Annotated in this window: 18 protein-coding genes; 13 read left to right on the top strand and 5 right to left on the bottom strand. The window is 72.3% G+C overall.

Annotation, left to right across the window (positions count from 1 at the left end):
• The first annotated feature begins 354 nt into the window (after positions 1 to 354).
• From ACFP1K_RS38635 to ACFP1K_RS38615, 5 genes are all read left to right on the top strand, one after another.
• Positions 355 to 1,728, top strand: a complete 1,374-nt coding sequence (locus ACFP1K_RS38635) for a uracil-xanthine permease family protein (RefSeq protein ID WP_380763090.1) — start codon at positions 355 to 357, stop codon at positions 1,726 to 1,728.
• On the top strand, positions 1,725 to 2,621 hold the full coding sequence (locus ACFP1K_RS38630; RefSeq protein WP_380763088.1) for an FAD binding domain-containing protein: 897 nt from the start codon (positions 1,725 to 1,727) through the stop codon (positions 2,619 to 2,621). The genes ACFP1K_RS38635 and ACFP1K_RS38630 overlap by 4 nt, the downstream gene beginning before the upstream one ends.
• Positions 2,614 to 3,114, top strand: coding sequence for a (2Fe-2S)-binding protein (locus ACFP1K_RS38625; RefSeq protein ID WP_380763086.1), 501 nt, complete (start codon positions 2,614 to 2,616; stop codon positions 3,112 to 3,114). The genes ACFP1K_RS38630 and ACFP1K_RS38625 overlap by 8 nt, the downstream gene beginning before the upstream one ends.
• Positions 3,111 to 5,498, top strand: a complete 2,388-nt coding sequence (cutA, locus tag ACFP1K_RS38620; RefSeq protein WP_380763084.1) for an aerobic carbon-monoxide dehydrogenase large subunit — start codon at positions 3,111 to 3,113, stop codon at positions 5,496 to 5,498. Before ACFP1K_RS38625 ends, cutA begins: the two co-directional genes overlap by 4 nt.
• Before the next feature lie 179 nt (positions 5,499 to 5,677).
• Positions 5,678 to 6,085 carry a peptidase inhibitor family I36 protein gene (locus tag ACFP1K_RS38615; protein WP_380763082.1) on the top strand — a complete coding sequence of 136 codons (408 nt, stop codon included), beginning with the start codon at positions 5,678 to 5,680 and terminating at the stop codon, positions 6,083 to 6,085.
• A gap of 56 nt (positions 6,086 to 6,141) precedes the next feature.
• Here ACFP1K_RS38615 and cydB read toward each other — a convergent pair whose 3' ends face one another.
• Positions 6,142 to 7,074, bottom strand: coding sequence for a cytochrome d ubiquinol oxidase subunit II (gene cydB, locus ACFP1K_RS38610; RefSeq protein WP_449329177.1), 933 nt, complete (start codon positions 7,072 to 7,074; stop codon positions 6,142 to 6,144).
• Positions 7,075 to 7,141: 67 nt separating this feature from the next.
• A complete protein-coding gene (locus ACFP1K_RS38605; RefSeq protein WP_380763078.1) occupies positions 7,142 to 8,524 on the bottom strand; it encodes a cytochrome ubiquinol oxidase subunit I in 1,383 nt (460 codons plus the stop codon).
• 319 nt (positions 8,525 to 8,843) lie between these two features.
• Here ACFP1K_RS38605 and ACFP1K_RS38600 point away from each other — a divergent pair, with 319 nt between their 5' ends.
• From ACFP1K_RS38600 to ACFP1K_RS38565, 8 genes are all read left to right on the top strand, one after another.
• The gene (locus tag ACFP1K_RS38600) at positions 8,844 to 9,617 is read left to right on the top strand and encodes a Crp/Fnr family transcriptional regulator (protein WP_380763076.1); all 774 of its coding nucleotides are present in this window, start codon (positions 8,844 to 8,846) and stop codon (positions 9,615 to 9,617) included.
• A 32-nt stretch (positions 9,618 to 9,649) separates the two neighbouring features.
• Positions 9,650 to 10,387, top strand: a complete 738-nt coding sequence (locus ACFP1K_RS38595; protein WP_380763074.1) for a hypothetical protein — start codon at positions 9,650 to 9,652, stop codon at positions 10,385 to 10,387.
• 43 nt (positions 10,388 to 10,430) lie between these two features.
• The gene (locus ACFP1K_RS38590; RefSeq protein ID WP_380763072.1) at positions 10,431 to 10,949 is read left to right on the top strand and encodes a hypothetical protein; all 519 of its coding nucleotides are present in this window, start codon (positions 10,431 to 10,433) and stop codon (positions 10,947 to 10,949) included.
• A gap of 269 nt (positions 10,950 to 11,218) precedes the next feature.
• Positions 11,219 to 11,896 carry an SRPBCC family protein gene (locus ACFP1K_RS38585; protein ID WP_380763070.1) on the top strand — a complete coding sequence of 226 codons (678 nt, stop codon included), beginning with the start codon at positions 11,219 to 11,221 and terminating at the stop codon, positions 11,894 to 11,896.
• 206 nt (positions 11,897 to 12,102) lie between these two features.
• Positions 12,103 to 13,005 (top strand): hypothetical protein, encoded by a 903-nt coding sequence (locus tag ACFP1K_RS38580; protein WP_380763068.1) that lies wholly within the window; start codon positions 12,103 to 12,105, stop codon positions 13,003 to 13,005.
• Positions 13,006 to 13,086: 81 nt separating this feature from the next.
• Positions 13,087 to 15,141, top strand: coding sequence for a hydantoinase/oxoprolinase family protein (locus ACFP1K_RS38575; RefSeq protein ID WP_380763066.1), 2,055 nt, complete (start codon positions 13,087 to 13,089; stop codon positions 15,139 to 15,141).
• Entirely contained in the window at positions 15,138 to 16,976 is a 1,839-nt protein-coding gene (locus tag ACFP1K_RS38570) for a hydantoinase B/oxoprolinase family protein (RefSeq protein WP_380763064.1), read from the top strand. The genes ACFP1K_RS38575 and ACFP1K_RS38570 overlap by 4 nt, the downstream gene beginning before the upstream one ends.
• Before the next feature lie 120 nt (positions 16,977 to 17,096).
• Positions 17,097 to 18,416, top strand: coding sequence for a phytase (locus ACFP1K_RS38565; RefSeq protein WP_380763062.1), 1,320 nt, complete (start codon positions 17,097 to 17,099; stop codon positions 18,414 to 18,416).
• A 15-nt stretch (positions 18,417 to 18,431) separates the two neighbouring features.
• On the opposite strand, the gene ACFP1K_RS38560 is transcribed toward ACFP1K_RS38565, so the two are convergent.
• The 3 genes from ACFP1K_RS38560 to ACFP1K_RS38550 form a co-directional block, all read right to left on the bottom strand.
• Entirely contained in the window at positions 18,432 to 18,920 is a 489-nt protein-coding gene (locus ACFP1K_RS38560) for a CAP family protein (protein WP_380763060.1), read from the bottom strand.
• A 362-nt stretch (positions 18,921 to 19,282) separates the two neighbouring features.
• A complete protein-coding gene (locus ACFP1K_RS38555) occupies positions 19,283 to 19,696 on the bottom strand; it encodes an ATP-binding protein (RefSeq protein WP_380763058.1) in 414 nt (137 codons plus the stop codon).
• Between the two features lie 56 nt (positions 19,697 to 19,752).
• Complete coding sequence (locus tag ACFP1K_RS38550; RefSeq protein ID WP_380763056.1) at positions 19,753 to 20,394, bottom strand: hypothetical protein; 642 nt, start codon at positions 20,392 to 20,394, stop codon at positions 19,753 to 19,755.
• Positions 20,395 to 20,539: the final 145 nt, after the last annotated feature.

Raw genomic sequence — 20,539 nt, 5'->3', positions numbered from 1 at the left:
GGTCGGGGGGCGCGTGGGGGCTCGCCTGGCTGACGGTGGCGGTGGAGGGGGGTGGGGCGGGGGGATTGGGGGGATCGTGGTGTTCACGCGGTGGAGTGGGGGGTGGTGCGCAAGAGGACTGCTGGTGGCATGGTCATGTTTGGCAATTTCTTACCATGTGGGCGGGGGGGCATCGGTCTAATCTGCGCGGAAACGGACGAGGATGCCCTCGTGTGTCCGTGCAGCGGCGCCGGGGCAGCCAGGACGTGACCACGCGTACCGATTTCCGAGACTACGAAATATTGGCAAGACGCCGTGGAGGTCCGCCTGCGGGGTGGCCATCGACCGCGCGGCCCTGGCAGTGAAGGGGCACTCATGGCCTTCGGATGGAAGTTGCACGGGGACGGGCGGAGGCTCGCGCCCGGGGAGGTGGTCAAGCCCGACGAGCGGCTGAGCTGGCCGCGCATGGTGGGCTTCGGGGCGCAGCACGTCATCGCCATGTTCGGCGCGACGTTCGTGTTCCCGCTGGTGATGGGGCTGAACGCCAACGTCGCCATCATGATGTCGGGTGTCGCCACCATCCTGTTCCTGCTCATCGTGCAGGGAAAGATCCCGAGCTATCTCGGCACCTCGGCGTCGTTCGTCGGCGCCGTGGTCGCGATCCGCGCGGCCGGTGGGGACGACGGCACCGTCACCGGCGCCATCCTGGTCGCCGGCCTGGTCCTCGCGGCGTGCGGCGTCGCGATCCACTACCTCGGCGTCCGGGTCATCAACGGCGTGTTCCCGCCCGTGGTGACCGGCGCGGTGGTCATGCTGATCGGCTTCGGCCTGGCCTACGTCGTGGCGGACATCTACTGGCCGCAGGACCAGTGGATCGCCCTGATCACCATGGCGGTGACCGGCCTCGTCATCGTCGGCTTCAAGGGGTTCGTGGGCCGCATCGGCATCCTGGTGGGGCTGGTCGCCGGCTTCGTCCTCTCCTGGCTGGCCGACCTGATCTTCGGCAGCATCACCGCCTTCAACGCCGGCACCGGCAAGGTCGACACCCACCCCCGGGTGAGCTTCCAGGGCGTGTCCGACGCGCCGTGGATCGGCCTGCCCGACTTCCACGCCCCGAGCTTCGCGGTCTCGGCCATCGTGCTGGTCCTGCCCGCCGTGATCGCCCTGATCGCGGAGAACATCGGGCACGTAAAGGCGGTCGGCGAGATGACCGGGCAGGACGTCGACCCGTACATGGGCCGCGCCGTCCTCGCCGACGGCGTCGGCACGGCCGTGGCCAGCGCGGTCGGCGGCTCGCCCACCACCACCTACGCCGAGAACATCGGCGTCATGGCCGCCACCCGCGTCTACTCCACCGGCGCCTACTACATCGCCGCGGTGATCGCGATCCTGTTCGGCCTGTGCCCGAAGTTCGGCGCCCTGGTGGCGGCGACCCCGGGCGGCGTGCTCGGCGGCATCACCGTCATCCTGTACGGCATGATCGGCCTGCTCGGCGCGAAGATCTGGATCGAGAACCGCGTGGACTTCGCCGACCCGGTGAACATGGTCCCGACCGGGGCGGGCATCATCCTGGCGATAGGCCCGGTGTCCCACCAGATCACCAAGGACTTCTCCCTGGCGGGCATCGCGCTCGGCACCGTCGTGGTGCTCGGCGGGTACCACCTGCTCCGCGCCGTCGCCGGGCGCACGGCCCCGCCGGGGAGTCCCCGGTCCGAGCGGGCCGTGGAAGGGAGCGACAGCAGCACGTGAAGCCTCCGCCGTTCGACTATCACGCGCCCCGTGACCTCGGCGAGGCCCTCGCGGTCCTCGCCGAGGTGGGGGCGCACGGCAAGGTGCTGGCCGGTGGCCAGAGCCTGATCCCCCTGATGAACATGCGGCTGGCGTCCCCGGAGCAGCTGGTGGACATCAACCACGTCGCCGGTCTGGACACGATCACCGCCGAGGCGGGCGGCGTGCGGGTCGGCGCGCTGGCCCGGCACGCCGCCGTCGAGCGCTCGCCCGTGGCGGCCCGCGCGCAGCCCCTGCTGCGCACGGCACTGCGGCTGGTGGCGCATCCGGTGATCCGCAACCGCGGCACCGTGGTCGGCAGCCTCGTGCACGCCGACCCCTCGGCCGAGCTGCCCGCCGTGCTCACCCTGCTCGGCGGCACGGTACGGCTCGCCAGGCACGGCGGGACCGAGCGGGACGTCCCGGCGGACCGGTTCTTCACCGGGCCGCTGGAGTCGGCCCTGGAACCCGGCGAGCTGGCCGTCTCCGCGTACTTCCCCGGGCTCGGGCCGCGCACCGGCACCGCGTTCCGCGAGGTGGCCCGCAGGCACGGCGACTACGCCGTCGCAGGCGCCGCCGCCCTCGTCACCCTGGACGAGGACCTGCGGATCGCCGAGGCACGGGTCGCGTTCGTCAGCGCTGGCCCGGTGCCGGTGCTGCTGGACCTGACCGAGGTGTGCGAGCACCGCCCCGCCGCCTCGGCGGACTGGCCCGCGGTGGAGCGGGCCGTGCGGGAGCGGCTCGATCCCGACGCCGACATTCACGCGACGGCCGAGTACCGTCGGCATTTGAGCGGGGTTCTCGCCGCCCGGGCGCTGCGTGTCGCGGCCGCCGTGGCGGCGGGTGACCCCGCCGGGGAGGAACTCGATGGCTGAGGCGCGGCACGCGATCTCGCTGACCGTCAACGGGCTGGTCCACGAGGTGGAGGTCCCCGCCCGCCGGCTGCTGTCGGACTGCCTGCGGCACGACCTCGGCCTCACCGGCACCCACGTGGGCTGCGAGCACGGCGTGTGCGGCTGCTGCACCGTCCTGCTGGACGGCGAGCCGGCGCGTTCGTGCCTGACCTTCGCGGTCACCGTGGACGGCCACGAGATCACCACCGTGGAGGGGCTGGCCGGGCCGGACGGCGCCCAGTCGCCGGTGCAGCGCGCGTTCTCCGAGTGCCACGCGCTCCAGTGCGGGTTCTGCACGCCCGGTTTCCTGTGCACCGTCACCGCGCTGCTGCGCGACACGCCCGCGCCGACCGACGACGAGGTGATCGAGGGCATCTCGGGCAACCTCTGCCGGTGCACGGGCTACCAGAACATCGTCAAGGCGGTCCACCGGGCGGCCGAGCTGATCGGCGAGGCCGATGGGGGTGAGCCGTGACGACCAGGCTGTTCGGCGAGCGGGTCCAGCGCAGGGAGGACGGCCGGCTGGTCACCGGCCAGGGCCGCTACCTGGACGACCTCGGCAGGAACGCCCTGGCCGCCGCGTTCGTGCGCTCGCCGCACGCGCACGCCCGTATCCGCGACATCGACGTGTCCGCCGCGCTGGACGTGGACGGCCTGGTCGCCGTCTACACCTGGGAGGACCTCCCCGAGCGGGTGCGCGACCCCCTGCCGCTGCTGATCCCGCACCCCGCGCTGACCCACGGCCGCACCGCCTACCCGCTGGCCAGGGACATCGTGCGGCACGTCGGCGAGCCGGTGGTCATGGTGGTCGCCACCGACCGCTACCTCGCCGAGGACGCCGCCGCGCTGATCGAGGTCGACTACGAGTTCCTCAAGCCGGTCGTCGGCATCGAGGAGGCCGCGCAGGGCGCTCACCTGGTGCACGAGGACGTCCCGGGCAACGTCGGCGCCCACCTGGTGCAGGAGGTGCCCTCGCCCGGCGGCCTGAGCGCGCGCGAGGCCGTCGACTCCGCGCCGCACACGCTGTCGTTCCGCCTGGACATCGAGCGCAGCGCGTCCATGCCGCTGGAGGGCCGCGGCGTGTACGCGCGGTGGGACGCCGACGACCGGTCGCTGCGGGTCTATTCCTCCACCCAGACCTCCACCAGCGTGCGCATGGCCATCGCCGCCAAGCTGGGGCTGCCGCTGCCGTCCGTCGAGGTGATCGCCCCGGACGTCGGCGGCGGGTTCGGCGTGAAGATCGTGCACCCCTGGCCAGAGGAGGTGCTGGTCCCCTGGGCGGCCATGCTGCTCGGCCGGGAGATCAAGTGGACCGAGGACCGGCGCGAGCACTTCATCTCCTCGGCGCACGAGCGCGCCCAGGTGCAGCACGTGCGGGTCGGCTTCGACGACGAGGGCCGCCTGCACGGCCTGGACGTGACGATCCAGCACGACCACGGCGCCTACACGCCGTACGGCATCATCGTGCCGATCATCACCGCCACCCAGCTGCTCGGGCCGTACCGCGTCGGCGCCTACCGGGTGGAGTTCACCTCCATCTACACCAACACCGTGCAGGTCACGCCGTACCGCGGCGCGGGACGCCCGCAGGGCGTGTTCTGCATGGAGCGCACGATGGACCGCATCGCCGCCCACCTCGGGCTGGACCGGGCCGCGGTGCGCGCCGCCAACTTCATCCAGCCCGACCAGTTCCCCTACGACCAGGGCCTGCTGTTCCAGGACGGCCGCCCGCTGATCTACGACAGCGGCGACTACCCCGAGTCGCTGCGCATGCTCAAGGAACTGATCGGCTGGGACGGCTTCCCGGCGCTGAAGGAACAGGCCGCCGCGCAGGGCCGCAGGATCGGCATCGGCCTCGGCTGCTACGTCGAGGGCACCGGCGTCGGCCCCTACGAGGGCGGGCACGTCCAGGTGACCTCCGACGGCCGCGTGCACGTCTCCACCGGCCTCACCTCGCAGGGCCAGGGCCACGAGACGGTGTTCGCGCAGATCGCGGCGACCGAGCTCGGCGTGCCGATCGACCGGGTGTCGGTGGTCACCGGCGACACCCGCCGCTTCGGCTACGCCGTCGGCACGTTCGCCTCGCGGGCCGCCGTGATGAGCGGCAACGCCATCGCGCTGGCCTGCCGCAAGGTGCGCGACAAGGCGCTGCGGATCGCCGCCGAGGCGCTGGAGGCCGACCCGCGCGACCTGGAGATCGAGGACGGCCAGGTGCGGGTGGTCGGCAACCCCGGGGCGTCCATCCCGCTGGCCACGGTCGCGGTGCTGTCCAACCCGCTGCGGTACGCCTTCGACGAGGAGGCCAAGCGGGCCACACAGTTCACCGGGACCTCGTCCATGGACCGGCCGCCGGTGGAGCAGGGCGAGGAACCGGGGCTGGAGGGCCGCGACTACTACTCCCCGATCCGCTCGACGTTCGCCTCCGGCATGCACGCGGCCATCGTGGAGACCGACCCCGACACCGCCGAGATCCACGTGCTGCGGTACGCCGTCGTGCACGACTGCGGCAAGCTGATCAACCCCATGATCGTGGAGGGGCAGATCCACGGCGGGGTGGCCCAGGGCGTCGGCGGGGCGCTGTACGAGCGCATGGTCTACGACGGCCACGGCCAGCTGCTCAACGCCTCGTTCATGGACTTCCTGATGCCGTACGCCACCGAGGTGCCGCGTATCGAGACCGCCCACCTGGAGACGCCGTCGCCGCTCAACCCGCTCGGCGTCAAGGGCGCGGGGGAGGCCGGGGTGATCCCGGTGTCGGCGGTGATCGCGTCGGCGATCGAGGACGCGGAGGGCATCACGATCAGCCGCATGCCCATCTCCCCCTCCGAGCTGCACGATCTGCGGCGCGCCACCGGGTGAGCGTGTCTATGGCCTGACGGCCATGATCTACGAACCGGGCGGCCTCCCCGTTACCGCCGTGACGGGTAGATTGCACTGTGTAGTCGCACTGCTACATTCCGTGATTGTCGCGGCGCCGGGACACCCGCCCCGACCGGGGGAGGGCCGACGGCGCCCTGATCACGAGGAGGACTCGGGCAGTGAGATCACGGACGCGCACGGTACGAGCCGCGCTGGCGGCGGCCGGGATGATCGCGGTGGCGCTGGCCGCCCCCGCCCCGGCCGTGGCGATGGGCGGCGACCGGCCGGAGAGCGACGCGGCGGCCCTGCAGAGGGCGCGCGAGCAGTGCGGCGGGGGCGAGGTCTGCTTCTGGTACTACCGGGACTACGCCGGGCAGCCGTGGCGGTGGATGCCGTCCAACGGGTACCGGGACATGCCGTCGAACCTCCACGACCACGTCTATTCGTTCTACGCCAACGCCTCGGCCTGCTTCATCGACTGGGATCCGGCCGAGCGCCGCAAGGTGAACATCGGGGACTACGCCAAGGTGTACGACACCAGCTTCGGCCGCAGGATCGACGCGGTGGGCCCGCCCGACATGTGCTGACCCGGCCCGCCGCCCGGCGCCCCCGGCGAGGGGAGGCGCCGGGCGGCGGTTCCGTCTCACGCGGTGACGCGGCGGCGGAAGACCCAGTAGGTCCACGCCTGGTACCCCAGCACGAACGGCAGCGCCACCAGCCCGATCCAGGTCAGCATGCCGAGTGTGTACGGGCCGGACGCCGCCTCGGCCAGCGTCAGCCCGGGCAGCGGCACCTCCCGGAGCGACGCGAAGACCGTGCCGGTGACCAGCACGATCGCCCCGGCGGTCGCCGCGAACGCCCACCCCTCGCGCCGCCGCCACACCAGCGCCACCGCGGCCGCCAGCGCCGCGACCGCCGCCACCGCGGCGACCCACACCACCGGGTGCGCCGTCCACCCAGCCCCGCCTGTCCCCACGCCGGCCGTCCCCGGACCGCCGGTCCTCGCGCCGGCCGCCCCGGCGCCGCCCGCGGCGAGGCTCGCCAGCGCGGGCAGGGCCACCGCCGCGAGCGGGAGGACGGCGACGGCGGCGGCGAGGGCCAGGCGGCGGGCCCTGGCGCGCAGGGGGCCCGTGGTCTTCAGGGACAGGAACACCCCGCCGTGCAGCGCCGCCACGGCCAGGGACAGGGCGCCGCCGAGCACGGCGGCCCGCGCCGAGCCGTACAGCAGGTGGCCGAACACCCCGCCCCACGTGCACGCGGCCACCACGCTGCCCGCCACGATCCCCGCGTCGCACAGCGCCCGCTCCCCGGGCCGCACCTTGCCGCGCCACTCCAGGGCGACGCCGCGCACGATCAGGCCGGTGAGCACCAGCACCAGCGGCAGGTAGTACCCGCTCAGCAGGCCGGAGTACCACGCGGGGAAGGCGGCGAACATGGCGCCCACCGCCGTGATCAGCCACACCTCGTTGCCGTCCCACACCGGGCCGATGGTGGTCAGCGCCTGGCCGCGCTCGGCGTCCGAGCGGCCCACCAGCGGCAGCAGCGCGCCCACGCCGAAGTCGAAGCCTTCGAGCACGAAGTAGCCGGTCCACAGGAACGCGATGACCAGGAACCAGAAGGTCGTGAGCTCCACGGAGGTCTCCCTAGTACATCAGGGTCGGGGTGAGCGGTGCGGTTTCCGGGCCGTCCGGCCGCCGGGGGTCCGGCACGGGCACGACCGGGTCGGGTCCCGCCTTGACGTGCCGGGCGAGCAGCCGCACCTCGGCGACGGCCAGCACGCCGTACAGCACGGTGAAGATCGTCAGGGAGATCGCCACGTCGCGCAGGGACACGCCGGGGGAGACCGCGGCGGCCGTCAGCAGCTCGCCCTGGACGACCCACGGCTGGCGCCCGATCTCGCTGAGCAGCCACCCGGCGATCACGGCGAGCAGCGGCAGCGGCAGGGCGGCCAGGCCGGCGCGGGCGAGCCACCGGGGGACCGGACGGCGCCGCCGCAGCGCCCACAGCCCCGCCAGCGACAGGGCAACCGTGGACAGCCCGAAGACGATCATCACGCGGAAGGACCAGTACACGACCGGCAGGTTCGGGATGTAGTCGCCGGGGCCGAACTTCTGCGCGAACCTCCGCTGGATGTCGTCGGCCCCCTGCACGACCGCGTCCGGGTCGTGCGCCGCCAGCAGGCTGAGGCCCTTCGGCACCTCGACGCCCGGCACGAGGGAGTACGCCGCCCCCTTCTCGTCGTGCCGCAGCCCCTCGGCGGCGGCCAGCTTCATCGGCTGCTGCTCATGCAGCAGCTGTCCCGACATGTCGCCCGTGCCCGCCACCAGCGCCCCGGCCAGCGCGGTCATCACCAGCGCGCCGCGCAGGCTCGCCCGCCACATCGGGTCCGCGCCGCCGGACCGCCGTTCACGCAGGATCCGGTAGCCGCACACCGCGATCACGAAGCCGCCCGCGACGACGAAGGAGGCGGCGACGACGTGCGGCACCTGCGCGAGGGCCGTGGAGTTGGTCAGCACGGCCCACAGGTCCGTCATCCGCGCCCGGCCGCCGGTCACCTCGTAGCCGACCGGGTGCTTCATCCAGGCGTTGGCGGCCAGGATGAAGTACGCCGACAGGTTGGAGCCGAGGGCCGCCGCCCAGATGCACGCCAGGTGCACCCTCTTGGGCAGCCGTTCCCAGCCGAAGATCCACAGGCCGAGGAACGTGGACTCCAGGAAGAACGCCAGCAGCGCCTCCAGCGCCAGCGGCGCGCCGAACACGTCGCCCACGAACGTCGAGTACTCGCTCCAGTTCATCCCGAACTGGAATTCCTGCACGATGCCGGTGACCACGCCCATGGCGAAGTTGATCAGGAAGAGCTTCCCGAAGAACCTGGTCAGCCTGAGGTAGTGCGCCTTGCCGGTCCGATGCCAGGCCGTCTGCAGCCCAGCCACGAAGATCCCGAGGCCGATGGTCAGCGGAACGAAGAGAAAGTGGTACACGGTGGTGATCCCGAACTGCCACCGCGCCAGGTCCAGTGCGTCCATTTCCCCTCACGCATGCCGAGCTCTACAAGCTGTAGTTCTACTTCTAGTAGTACTACAGGCTGTAGAGCTAACCGGCGCGAGAAAGCTGCGATCTTCGTCACACCGCCTGGTCGCGGCGGCAAGCCGATGTCAATCGGCCGTCAACCGAGCCTCGCGAACCGCAAGCACGCCGCAAGCACCCCGCCGCATAGTTGAAGCGTGAACCGACTCGCACGGCAGGGCCGAGGCGATGGCTGAGGCGCCGCCGCTGGGCGCACCGCCCTCGCGGCCCGCCGTCCCCGGCCACCGCACGGCCGCTTTCGCTCTGGGAGGAGCAACCATGTCCGGCGAATCCGGCCGGCGCGGCGTCATCCGCAAGGTGGGCGACTGGCCGCGCGGCAGCCTGCTCGGAGGTCTCGGTGAAGCGACCCGGGAGGAGTTCCTGCGGCTCGGCAACCCCCGGCAGTTCTCCACGGGGGAGACCCTGATGATGGAGGGCGACCGCACCCGGCATGTCTACCTGCTGGTCGACGGGTGCGTGAAGCTCACCGCCAACACCGAGAGCGGCAAGATCACGCTGCTCGGCATCCGGGTCGGCGGGGACGTCGTCGGCGAGTTCGCCGCCCTGGACGGCGAGCCGCGCCTGGCCACCGTCGTCGCCGCGGGCCCCTGCCTGGCCCGGCACATCCCGCACGAGGCGTTCGTGGCGTTCCTGCAGCGCCGCCCCGAGGCGGGCCTCGCCGTCAACCGCGCCGTCGTCGACAAGGTCCGCTGGTCCACCCGGCGGCGGGTCGAGTTCGGCTCGTTCTCCACGCTCACCCGGCTGGCCCGCGTGCTCGTCGAGCTGGCCAGGTCGTACGGCGAGCCCGTGCCGGAAGGCATCATGATCGGCGTCGCGCTCACCCAGCCGGAGCTCGCGGCGCTGGTCGGCGCCGCGGACATCACCGTGCACAAGTCCCTCACCGTCCTGCGCCGCGCCGGGGTCCTCGGCACCGGGTACCGCCGCATCGTGCTGCACGACCTGCGAAGACTCCAGAGTTTCGCCGGGCAGGGGCAGAACCCGTCCGAGTACGAGGTCCCCCCGCCGCCCGGCCGCGACTCTGTGAACATCTAGCGGCGTCACCCGGCGTGAAGGAGAACGAACCGGTGAACGACCTCAGCGGAGAAGTCCGGCGGCTGTGCGTGGCCCTCGACTTCGAGGACCCCGGCGGGACATCCCCCCTCGCCCTTGACCGCGCCCACCGCCGGCTTGTCGACCTGGTGACCGAGGCGGGCACCCGGGCGGGGCTGGACCGCCTCTACCTCGCCGACCGGGGCGCCGACGCGAGCGCGGGACGAAACGGTGAGACCGCCGGACGCGACGCCGCGCGTCCCGACCCCGATCCGCAGAGCGGGGCGTTCTTCCTGCTGCCCTCCGGGGTGAACGAGGCGCGGGTCGTCGCCGGGCTCACCGCCGAGCTGCGGGTCGCCCTGCGGCGGCGCAACCAGGGCCTCGCGCCGGACTCGCCCCGGCGGCTGCGGCTGCGCGCCGCCTTCCACCAGGGCCCCACCCGGGTGGAGGACAGCGGTTTCGTCGGCCGCGCCGTGGACACGGTGCACCGGCTGCGCGACGCCGCCGAGGTCCGGGCCGAGCTGCTCCGCAATCCGTACGCCGACCTGGCCGTGGTGCTGTCGGCGCAGCTCTTCGAGGACGTCACCGAGGTCGAGCACCGCGACCTGCGCAGGGGTCTGTTCCGCCGCCTGCTCGTCCCGTCGCCGATCGGCGTCGGCGAGGCGTGGATCAGCCTGCCCGGCCTGGACGACCCCGCGCACGCCCGCCCCTACGCCACCGCCCGCTCCCACGCCGGCCTGATCACCCCGCCCGCCGCGGCGGGCGGTCGCTGACGGCGTGACCCGACCACCGGTCCCGCGACGGAAAGGAACCGCGATGGCATGTATCGGGACCCGCAGACCCCCCAACGTCCCGCGTGGTGCGCCACCCGGTCAGAGTCCCTCGCCCGGCGGGCCCTGCGGCCCTGAACTCTCCTGGAACGGCCTCCTCGGCCCGTCCGGTGCCGTCGGGGAGGCGGCCACCGTACGGTCCTTCGAGGCGCCGCCGGGTCCCCGCCGGCCGGACGGCGCCCGGGCCGTCGTGCTGCGCCAGTACGCCACCGTCAGCTGGCACGTCGTCGGGCGGCTGGACAGCCTGCGGCGGGAGGTCACGCTGACCCCCGGCCTGGACCCCGCCGTGCGCGGCGGCACCATGCTCGACCTGACGGCGGTCCGGCGCCAGGTGTGCGCGCCGGAGGGCTTCGACGAGGACGAGATCCGGGCCCGCCTGGACCGTGTGGCCGCCCTGGTCGCCCAGGAGCCGTCGCTGTCCGCCAAGGTCGCGGGCCTGGTGGCCGAACTGATCGGAGGCGGGCTGGACATCCGGGAACCGGTGGGCCCGGCCCGCCGGGGCTGAACGGCGCGCCCGGCGGGATAGGAACACCGGGCCGGTGGGGATATAGCCGGGGCATACCCACCGTCCCGATCCTGCCGGCCACCCGAACCGGGTGGGCGTCCCCTGGGGAGGGGACCGGGGACGCCCACCCCCTCGGGCCGGCCGTGCTTTCAGGGGTTCCCGTCGGCGGGACCGACGAGAAGTGACGACTGACGGCGCCGTCCACGGGCGGAAGTTGCCCTTATCGGCGCGGGGGCGCGATCCTTAGTCTCTCGGCATCGGAGGTGGCCATGAGGGTGGTAGGCAGCGCTGTCGTCGGCGTCGGGCGGGATCAGGTCTGGGCGGCCCTGCGGGACCCCGCCGTGCTGGTGCGCACCATCCCCGGCTGCGAGCGGCTGGAGTCCACCGGGGCGGACACCTACCGCATGACGGTCAGCGCGGGCGTCGCCGCCATCAAGGGCGTGTACCAAGGCGAGGTCTCCCTTTCCGACCCCGAGGAGCCCGAGCGCTTCACCCTGCGGGCGCGCGGCGCGGGTGCCCCCGGCACCGTGGACGCCACCGTCCGCATCCTGCTCAGCGAGGTCGACGGCGGGTCCACCCGGGTCGACTACGACGCCGAGGCGGTCGTGGGCGGCATGATAGGCGGGGTGGGCCAGCGCATGCTCGGCTCGGTGGCCAAGAAGACCGCCGGCGAGTTCTTCACCGCCGTGGAACACCATCTTCGCGCCCCCGCCGCGGCCGAGCTCGTCCCCGCCGCCGAGCCCTCCGCTCTCGCCGCGTCCGTCCCGGTCCCGGCCGCCGCGGCTCCCGTGGCGGGCCAGGTGTTCGAACGCCCGGCCGCCTCCGCCGACGTGCAGAAGGCCGCCACCCGCGTGTGGCCGGTGCTCGCGGCGTTCGGCATGGGCGCGGGCATCGCCCTCGGCAGCACCGCCATCGGCTGGGTGCTCGGCCGCGCCTCGCGCCGCTGACACGGTTAGATCTTTGGCCCGGGTGCGGGCAACAGCGACGCCTGTGGATGCACCCGGCAGGGGCAGAGTGTCACCGGGGTCGCGGGGATATCTCGGCGGGACCCGTGCGGACGGTCAAGACGCGTGGGCGGGGCGGAGGGTGAGGTAGATCGCGAGGTTGTTACGGAATCTCGCGGAAGAGGATCTATCAGCGTAACGTTGGACATATGCGAGAGTTCCGTGCAGAGGACGCTCGAATCGAGGCGAGACGCCTCATCCGCGACCTTTTGGGGGACGACCACCCCAAGGCCGGGCCGCTGCTCGGCCGGGCCAGGGCCGCGCTCGGGGACCCTCGCGCGTACCGCTGCGTCGAGCTGGCCCAGGGGGCGCCGCTGATCCGCCGGTCAGCCGAGCTGGCGGCCATCGCGGGACTGCTCGTCGGGACCGAGATCCTCGGCCGGGACTGGTGGGCCACCGGGCGCAGCGGCAAGATCCCCTCCCCGGACGAGGCGCTCGCCGCCGCCATGGGCATCGACCCGTGGACCGACCTCACCGTCCTGGAGATGCTGGCCGCCTGGATCGCCGACGACACCGCCGACCAGGACTGGGGCACGCCGGTGGCGCGGGTCGACCTCAACTCCTGGCAGCCCGAGGACCGCATCCCCCTCCCGCGGGACGCCGCCCCCGGCACCCAGCTGGTCGTCGGGTTCGACGCGGGCGGGCGGGTGGACGCCATCGTGCTGGAGCGGCCGGACGGAACCCTCGGCTCCAACCTGGACTTCGCCACCCTGCGCTACTCCCGCCCCGCGGAGGCCCAGTGGAGCTGGGGCGTCGCGGCCGGTCTCGGCCCGCACGCGCTGCCCGGCGAGGACCCCGACCCGTACACCGTGACCGTCGACCCCGAGGTCGCCGAGACCCTGCGCCGGTGGGCGCTGCGCCACGGCGCCACCACCGAGCTGGTCGGCACCCGCTGGCAGGCCAAGGGCGACGTGGTCACGGCCGTCGAGCGCGTCGACTGGGTGTGGCGCAGCGGTGAGTGGTTCGCCTGGTGGCGCGCGACGTCCGCGCTGCTCGGCGGCGATCCGGTGCAGATCGCGGCCCGGATGAAGGACATCTCGTCCGCCCCGTAGCGAACAGTGCCGAGGATGATCTGGTTCCTTGGCATATGTCGCTGATTCCGGAGTTCACGAGGGTTGAGTAAACACAGGAGCATGCGCAGCGTCCGTATCGGCGTGGACACCGGCGGCACCTTCACCGACGTGGTGGCGGTGGACGACCGGACCGGTGAGATCACGACGACGAAGACCCCGTCGACCCCGGCCGACCCGGCGGACGGCTTCATGAACGGCGTGCACAAGGTGCTCGGCGGCCCCGATCTGGCCGGGGTCGCGGGCATCGTGCACGGCACCACCGTGGCCACCAACCAGTTGCTCGAGGACCGCCCGGTGGACCTCGGGTTCATCACCACCGAGGGCTTCGAGTTCATCCTGGAGATCGCGCGGCAGAGCGTGCCTGACGGGTACGGCAACTCGTACTTCTGGGTCAAACCCCCGCGCATCGTCCCGGTGCACATGGTGCGCACCGTCGGCGGCCGGCTGGACCACCTCGGCCGCGAGGTGCGCCCGTTCGACGAGGACGAGGCCGTCCAGGCGGCCCGCTGGTTCCGTGACCAGGGCGTCGGCGCCATCGGGGTCTGCTTCCTGCACTCCTATGCCGACCCGGCCCACGAGCTGCGCATGCGCGAGGTGCTGGAGCGCGAGCACCCCGGCGCCGTGGTGTCGCTGTCCAGCGACGTGCTGCGCGAGTACCGCGAGTACGAGCGCTCGGTCACCACCCTGGTGGACGCGGCCGTCAAGCCCACCATGCGCCGCTACATCGCCGGCCTGTCGGCCCGGCTCGGCATGCCGTTCTCGGTGATGAAGAGCAACGGCGGGGTGCTGTCGGCCGCCGAGGTGGTGCACCAGCCCATCACCACCGTGCTCTCCGGCCCCGCCGCGGGCGCGCTCGGCGCCGCCCTGATCGCCGCCACCGCCGGTCACCCGTCGGTGATCACGCTGGACGGCGGCGGCACCTCCACCGACGTCGCCGTGGTCGTGGACGGCGAGCCGTCCCTCACCACCGAGGGCTCGATCGGGCGCTACCCGTGCAAGATCCCCATGATCGACATCGTGACCGTCGGCGCCGGGGGCGGCTCCATCGCATGGATCTCCCCCGAGGGCACCCTGAAGGTCGGCCCGCGCTCCGCCGGGGCCGACCCCGGGCCGCTGTGCTACGGCAGGGGCGGCACCGAGGTCACCGTCACCGACGCGCACGTCTACCTCGGCCGGGTGCCGCCCCACCTGCTCGGCGGCGAGATCCCCCTGTCGGCCGACGCCGCCCGGGCCGGGATCGAGGCGCTGGCCGCCGAACTCGGGCTCACCCCCGAGCGCACCGCCGTGGGCGTGCTGGAGATCAGCGCCTACAACCAGTCCAACGCCATCCGGCAGATCACCGTCAAACGCGGGCTGGACGTGCGGGACTTCCCGATGGTCGCGTTCGGTGGGTCGGGCCCGCTGCTGATCTGCCGCCTCGTCGACATCCTCGGCCTGCCCGCCGTGGTGGTGCCGCCCAACCCCGGCAACGTGTCCGCGTTCGGCCTGCTCACCGTGGACGTCAAGAACGACTACGTCCGCACGCACGTCACCCAGGACCTCGCGCTCGGCACCGCCGCCGCCATCCTGGCCGACCTGGAGGCCCAGGCCGCCGACGCCCTCGACCGCGAGGGCTTCCCCGCCGACCGGCACGTGTTCGCCCGCAGCGCCGACCTGCGGTACTACGGGCAGGCGTACGAGGTCCGGGTGCCCGCGCCCGCCGGCCCGGTCGACGACTCCTGGCGCGACGAGGTGCTCGACCGGTTCCACGAGGCCCACCGCCGGCTGTACGGCTACGGCTACCGCGACGACCCCCGGCACGCCGTGGAATGGGTCAACCTGCGCGTCTCCGGCATCGGCCCCATCACCCGTCCGGTCATCCCCGAACTCCCCTCGGACGGCTCCGGCGCCCGCGCCCCCGCGTCCTCCCGGCCGGTGTACTACGACGAGGATCCCGGCTGGGCCGCCGCCCCGGTCTACCGGCGCGGCGACCTGCGGCGCGGCGACGTCGTCACCGGCCCCGCCGTGATCGAGGAGTACGGCTCCACCCTGCCCCTGCACCCCGGCTTCACCGCCGAGGTCGACGCCAGGGCCAACCTGGTCGTCCGCCGCGCTTCGAACGGAGGGACCCGGTGACCGCCGACCCCGTACTCGTCGAGATCGTCGAGGGCACGCTGGCGTCCGTGGAGATGGAGGTCGAGACGGCCATCGCCCGCACCGCCAGGTCCCCGATGATCCGCGACGCGCACGACTTCCGCGCCGGCATCCACGACGTGCGGCTGCGCAAGCTCACCGGCCGGTCCTACTCCGCGCTCGTCCAGCCCATCGTGCGCGACTTCCCGGTCGCGGAGATGAACCCCGGGGACGTCTTCTTCCACAACGACGTCTACCTCTCCGAAGGCGGCATCGGCCACCTGCCCGACCTGTGCGTCACCGTGCCCGTCTTCCACGCCGGGCAGGTCGTCGCGTTCGTCCAGGCGTTCGGCCACCACGACGACATCGGCGGCGCCGTCCCCGGATCCATGCCCTCACACGCCCGCAGCGCGTTCGAGGAAGGCCTGATGGTCCCGCCCATCAAGCTGTGGGACCGCGGCGTGCCCAACCGCGCCGCGCTCACCATCATGACCCGCAACTCCCGCATGCCCGACTCCCTGGCCGGCGACCTGGACGCCGAGTGCTCCGCGTGCCTGATGGGCGCCCGCCGCCTCGGCGAGCTGTTCGACCGGTACGGCCGGGAGGCGGTCGAGGCGTGCTTCGACGCCATCATCGGGAAGACGACCGACACGTTCCGCCGCGAACTGCTGTCCAAGATCCCCGAGGGCACCTACGTCTGGGAGGACTACGCCGAACACGACGGCGTCGACGCCCCCCGCCTGCACACCCAGCGCATCACCCTGACCGTCGACCACGCCGCGCCCGCCCCCCTGACCATCGACTTCACCGGCACCTCGCCGCAGGCCAAGGGCCCCATCAACCACGCCGGCGACTACGCGGGCGGGGTGTTCCTGAAGAAGTGGCTCGCGCCCATCCTGCGCAACCTGGCCGACACCCCCGAGCGCATGGCCGAGCTGGACGTCAACGAGGGCGTCGTCCCGTTGATCGAGATGCGCTTCCCCGAGAAGGGCACCCTGCTCACCCCCATCTTCCCCGCCCCCACCAACGCCCGCACCTTCGTCATCCTGCGGCTGCTCGGCGTCCTGGCGGGCGTCCTGGCCAAGGCCACCGGCGGCCGCATGCCCGCCGACCAGGAGACCATCCGCTACACCGGCGTCTACGGCGACGACCACGACGGCCGCCCCTACCTGATGCGCGAGGTCCTCGGCGGCGGCTCCGGCGGCCGCTGGTACGCCGACGGCGAGGACACCATCCACGTCGTCCCCGACTCCCGCAACATCCCCGTCGAGTTCGCCGAATCCCGCTGGCCCTTCCGCGTCGAACGCCTGGGCCTGTCCCGCGACTCCGGCGGCCCCGGCGAGTTCAGAGGCGGCCTGGGTTACGAGAAGCACATCCGCATGCTCCGCGACGCCTCCTTCATGTCCATCGCCGACCGCAGCATCCTCTCCTGCTGGGGCGTCAACGGCGGCCGAGCCGGCCACCCCTTCCTGGTCACCGTCAACGACCAGCCGATGGAGGGCCTGGTGGACGACCACCCCGTCAAGGCCGGCGAACTGATCAAGATCCACACCACAGGCGGCGGCGGCTGGGGCTCCCCTCACGACCGAGACCCGGCCCTGGTGGCCGCCGACGTCCGCGACGGCAAAATCTCCCTCGACGCCGCCCGCACCTCCTACGGCGTCCTCTTCACCACCCCCCACTTCCCCCCCGGCACCCTCCCCGAGATAGACCACCCCGCCACCACCACCCTCCGCACCCACCTCCGCGAAGCCCCCCCCACCCCCTTCTTCGACCGCGGCCCCGGCTACCACCACCTCTCCAACGGCCACCCACACGCCGACGTGGACACCCCGTAACCCTCATCGACCTTCTCCGACAGCGCCTCGATTTGCGCGAAGGTTCCGGCACGGTTCATCGTCCGGTCGGCTTCTCCCAAGAGGATCGAGGTCGCGAGATCCCCTGAAGAGGAGAAGTCGATGCGCCCCTTGACCGCGCTGGCATCGTCAGCGTTGACGATCGGCCTGTTCGGTGCCCTGGTCCAACCGGCTGCGGCGCGAGACCTGCCCGCCGTCGAGCCCCGGGTCGAGACCCCGGCCCTCTTCGACGACGAGGCCGGCGGCAACGCCAACGGCGACGACCCGGCGATCTGGGTCCACCCCACCTCTCCCGCCAGGAGCCTGGTCGCGACCACCGCCAAGGAAGGCGGCCTGTACGTCTACGACCTGGACGGCAAGCAACTCCAGCACGTGCCCGCACCACCCGCGCCCGGTCAGGACGACGAGCCGGGCCGCCTGAACAACGTGGACGTCGTCTACGGCCATGCCTCCAGGGCGGGCCGGTCGGACATCTTCGTCGCCTCCGACCGCGGTTCGGACAAGCTGCGCGTCTACCGGGTCGACCCGTCGAAGGCGGGCCGGCAGCCGCTCACCGACGTCACCGACCCCGCCGCGCCGTTCGTCTTCAACAGGACCCAGACGGAGGTGAACGACGCCGAGACCGTCTACGGCCTCGCGACGTGGAAGCGGGACTCGGGCACCTACGTCCTGGTCAGCCGCAGGCACACGACGCGGCTCGCCCTGCTGAAGCTCACCGACGCCCCCGGCGGCAGGGTCGGCTACCGGACGCTCCGGACCATCGACCTCCCGTCGAGCTTCACCCTTCCGGACGGCCGCCGCTGGAGCCCCTGCGACGAACCAGGCGTGGGCCCCCAGATCGAAGGCATGGTCGTCGACGCCCAGACCGGCACGCTCTACGCGGCCCAGGAGGACGTCGGCATCTGGCGCGTCTCCGGCGACCTCACCGGCTCACCGGTACTGATCGACCGCGTCCGCGAGTACGGCGTACCGGCCACCTACGACGCCGCCACCGAGGAGTGCGTCCCCGGCCCCGACCCCGGCTACGGCGGCCACAACCTCACCGCGGACGCCGAAGGCGTCACCATCTACTACGCCAAGAACGGCAAGGGCTACCTGATCGCCTCCAGCCAGGGCGGCGACACCTTCGCCGTCTACGACCGTCGGGGCAAGAACGCCTACCTCGGCTCTTTCCAGGTCGGCGAAACCCACGGCATCGACAGCGTCCAGGGCAGCGACGGAACAATGGTCGTCAACGTCCCCCTCGGCCGCCGATTCCCCAAGGGCCTGTTCGTCACCCACGACGGCGCCAACACCCCCGAGGTGTCGAACCCCGAGGGTGAGGCACGCGAGAACACCAACTTCAAATACGTGAAGTGGGACGACATCGCCCGTCGCCTTGGCCTGGACATCGACACCACAGGCTGGGCCCCGCGCGGCTGACCGCCCTTTCCCCGCTCAGGCGCGGAGCACGTTCTCCGCGAAAGCCCCCTCCATGTTTCCCGGCGGCTCGAAGACGAAGACGATGTACGTCTCGAAGTATTGGCTACCCTGACCCGACACCCGCCCGATCCCGACCTTCGTGCTGCCCTTCCACACCAGCTGCGTGAAGTGCCCGCTCGCGCCACTGAACTGGGCCGCGTCGAAGTCGTACGCGCTGACCTCGTCGTACCACTTCTTGACCGCCTTCGACCCAGGCAGAGCTTCCGACCCGCCCCCCCAGAAGATGTTCTCGCCCGTGCCCTCCCGCAGACCGGTATGACCGGCCTGAAGGCGCTCCTGCTCGGACCGCGAGGCGGCCCGCGACCGAGCGTACGCGCTGAGCTCGTCGTCCAGAACCAGAGGCGGCGCGTGATGCTTGGCCCGATAGGCATTGGCCTCGGCAAGTGCCTCGGCCTGGAATTCAGGCGTAGTGCTGTCGGGCAACGCGGAACGAGTTCCTGCCATGAGACATCCTTAAACGGCACCAGAGGCACCGATCCGACGACCCGCAATCCCTGACGACTGCGGCTTTCTCGCCGAATCCTCTATCGCCCACCCGAATTCTACAAGGCCCGATTACGGAGAGGGAACATATGGGAAAGTCCGAATCGATTCGGTCGACTGAAAACAGGTGCGGATACACCCTTCCGGGTGACGCACAGAAACGGGAACCCCATTTTTGCGTTCCTCCAAATTGGGGCAATTCAGCAAAAGTCACCAGGTAAAGCCGGTTGCGGAGCGTAGCCAGCTGTACTTTCGCCCCAAAGCCGATAGAGCGCACCCCCACAACAGCAAGCACGTCCCAGTGGACGTTCGTCGGCACGGCGTCAACCAGCCCCGTCGAGGGCGAACCACACCACGCAACACGGCGCCTCCTCAAAGAACCCCCACCGCGCGGACATCGCGCGCAGCAGCCCCACCCCGCGACCACCCTCCTCCATCCGGTCGGCGGCCCGGTCACACGTGCACGGCACCGTGCCGGAACCACCGTCCACGACCTCGACCTGCACCCGCCCGCCGTCCCCCGCGAGCACCACGACCCCGACGGCGTCCGACCGGGTGTGCACCACGGCGTTGGTGAAGGTCTCCGACAACAGCAACACCGCGTCGTCACACCGCGGATGCCCCGCCAGCACCTCCCGCAGCCACCGCCGCGCCTGCGCCACGGCGGCATCCGTGGCCACGAAGCCCGCCCGCCCCACCCGGAGCGCGGGCTCGGCGCCGTCCTGTACCGGAATCACATGCCCTCCATGCGAAAGAAGTCCCCTGTCGAACACCGGACCAGGTCGCACGGGCCTCACCGGGTTCCCGCCGCGAGGTCCCGCTCCCGTGGCGTGACCACCACCAGTGCCACGAGAACGACCGCGATCGCCGTCAACCCCGACACCATGCCCGTCACCCCCGGCAACACCTCCAGATACGCCGCCGGGTCACGGTCACGCAGCCCCGAGGCCGCCTCCTGAAGCCACGCGGCCCCCCGGACCACTCCCACGGCCGTGAGCACGGCCAGGGGCGCCGTACGCCGCGTCGGCTGCGCCGCCACGACCAGCATGAGCAGGCACGTCACCCCGAGCAGCCCGAGCGTCACCTCCGCCGCCGCGGCCACGTCCCCCCCGAGCCCTGCCCCCGGCACCTCCCACAGCGACAACAATTCCGCCGTCTCCCCGCCGGAGCCCCGTACCCGCAGCCGCACCCACGGCCGCGTACCGCCGCTCCACAACATCACCGCCGCCGACCCCCAGCACAGCGCGTGTACCCACCGCCGCCCCACCCCTCCCGGCCGCCCGCCCAGCAACGCCACCGGCGCACGCCGGAACGTGAGCACCGTCCGCATGTCCAGGTCATGGACGGCCGCGTCGACCAGCCGCAGCAGCCCCACCCCCGCCACCAGCACCACCATCCCGGTGAACGTCATGTCCGGCGCCGGCGTGACCCTCACCCCCGGCGGCCCACCCCCGCGATACGCCCCAGCAAGCTCCGCCAGAAGCCACCCCACCGCCAGGACCCCCGACACCCCGCAGAGCAGCGTCCCCCCACCATCACCCTTCCCGGCCACACCGCCGCCACGGCCGCCAGGATGAGAG

It is taken from the genome of Sphaerisporangium aureirubrum, assembly GCF_042658925.1.
Lineage (GTDB): Bacteria > Actinomycetota > Actinomycetes > Streptosporangiales > Streptosporangiaceae > Sphaerisporangium > Sphaerisporangium aureirubrum.
This window is presented reverse-complemented; position numbering and strand designations above follow the sequence as displayed.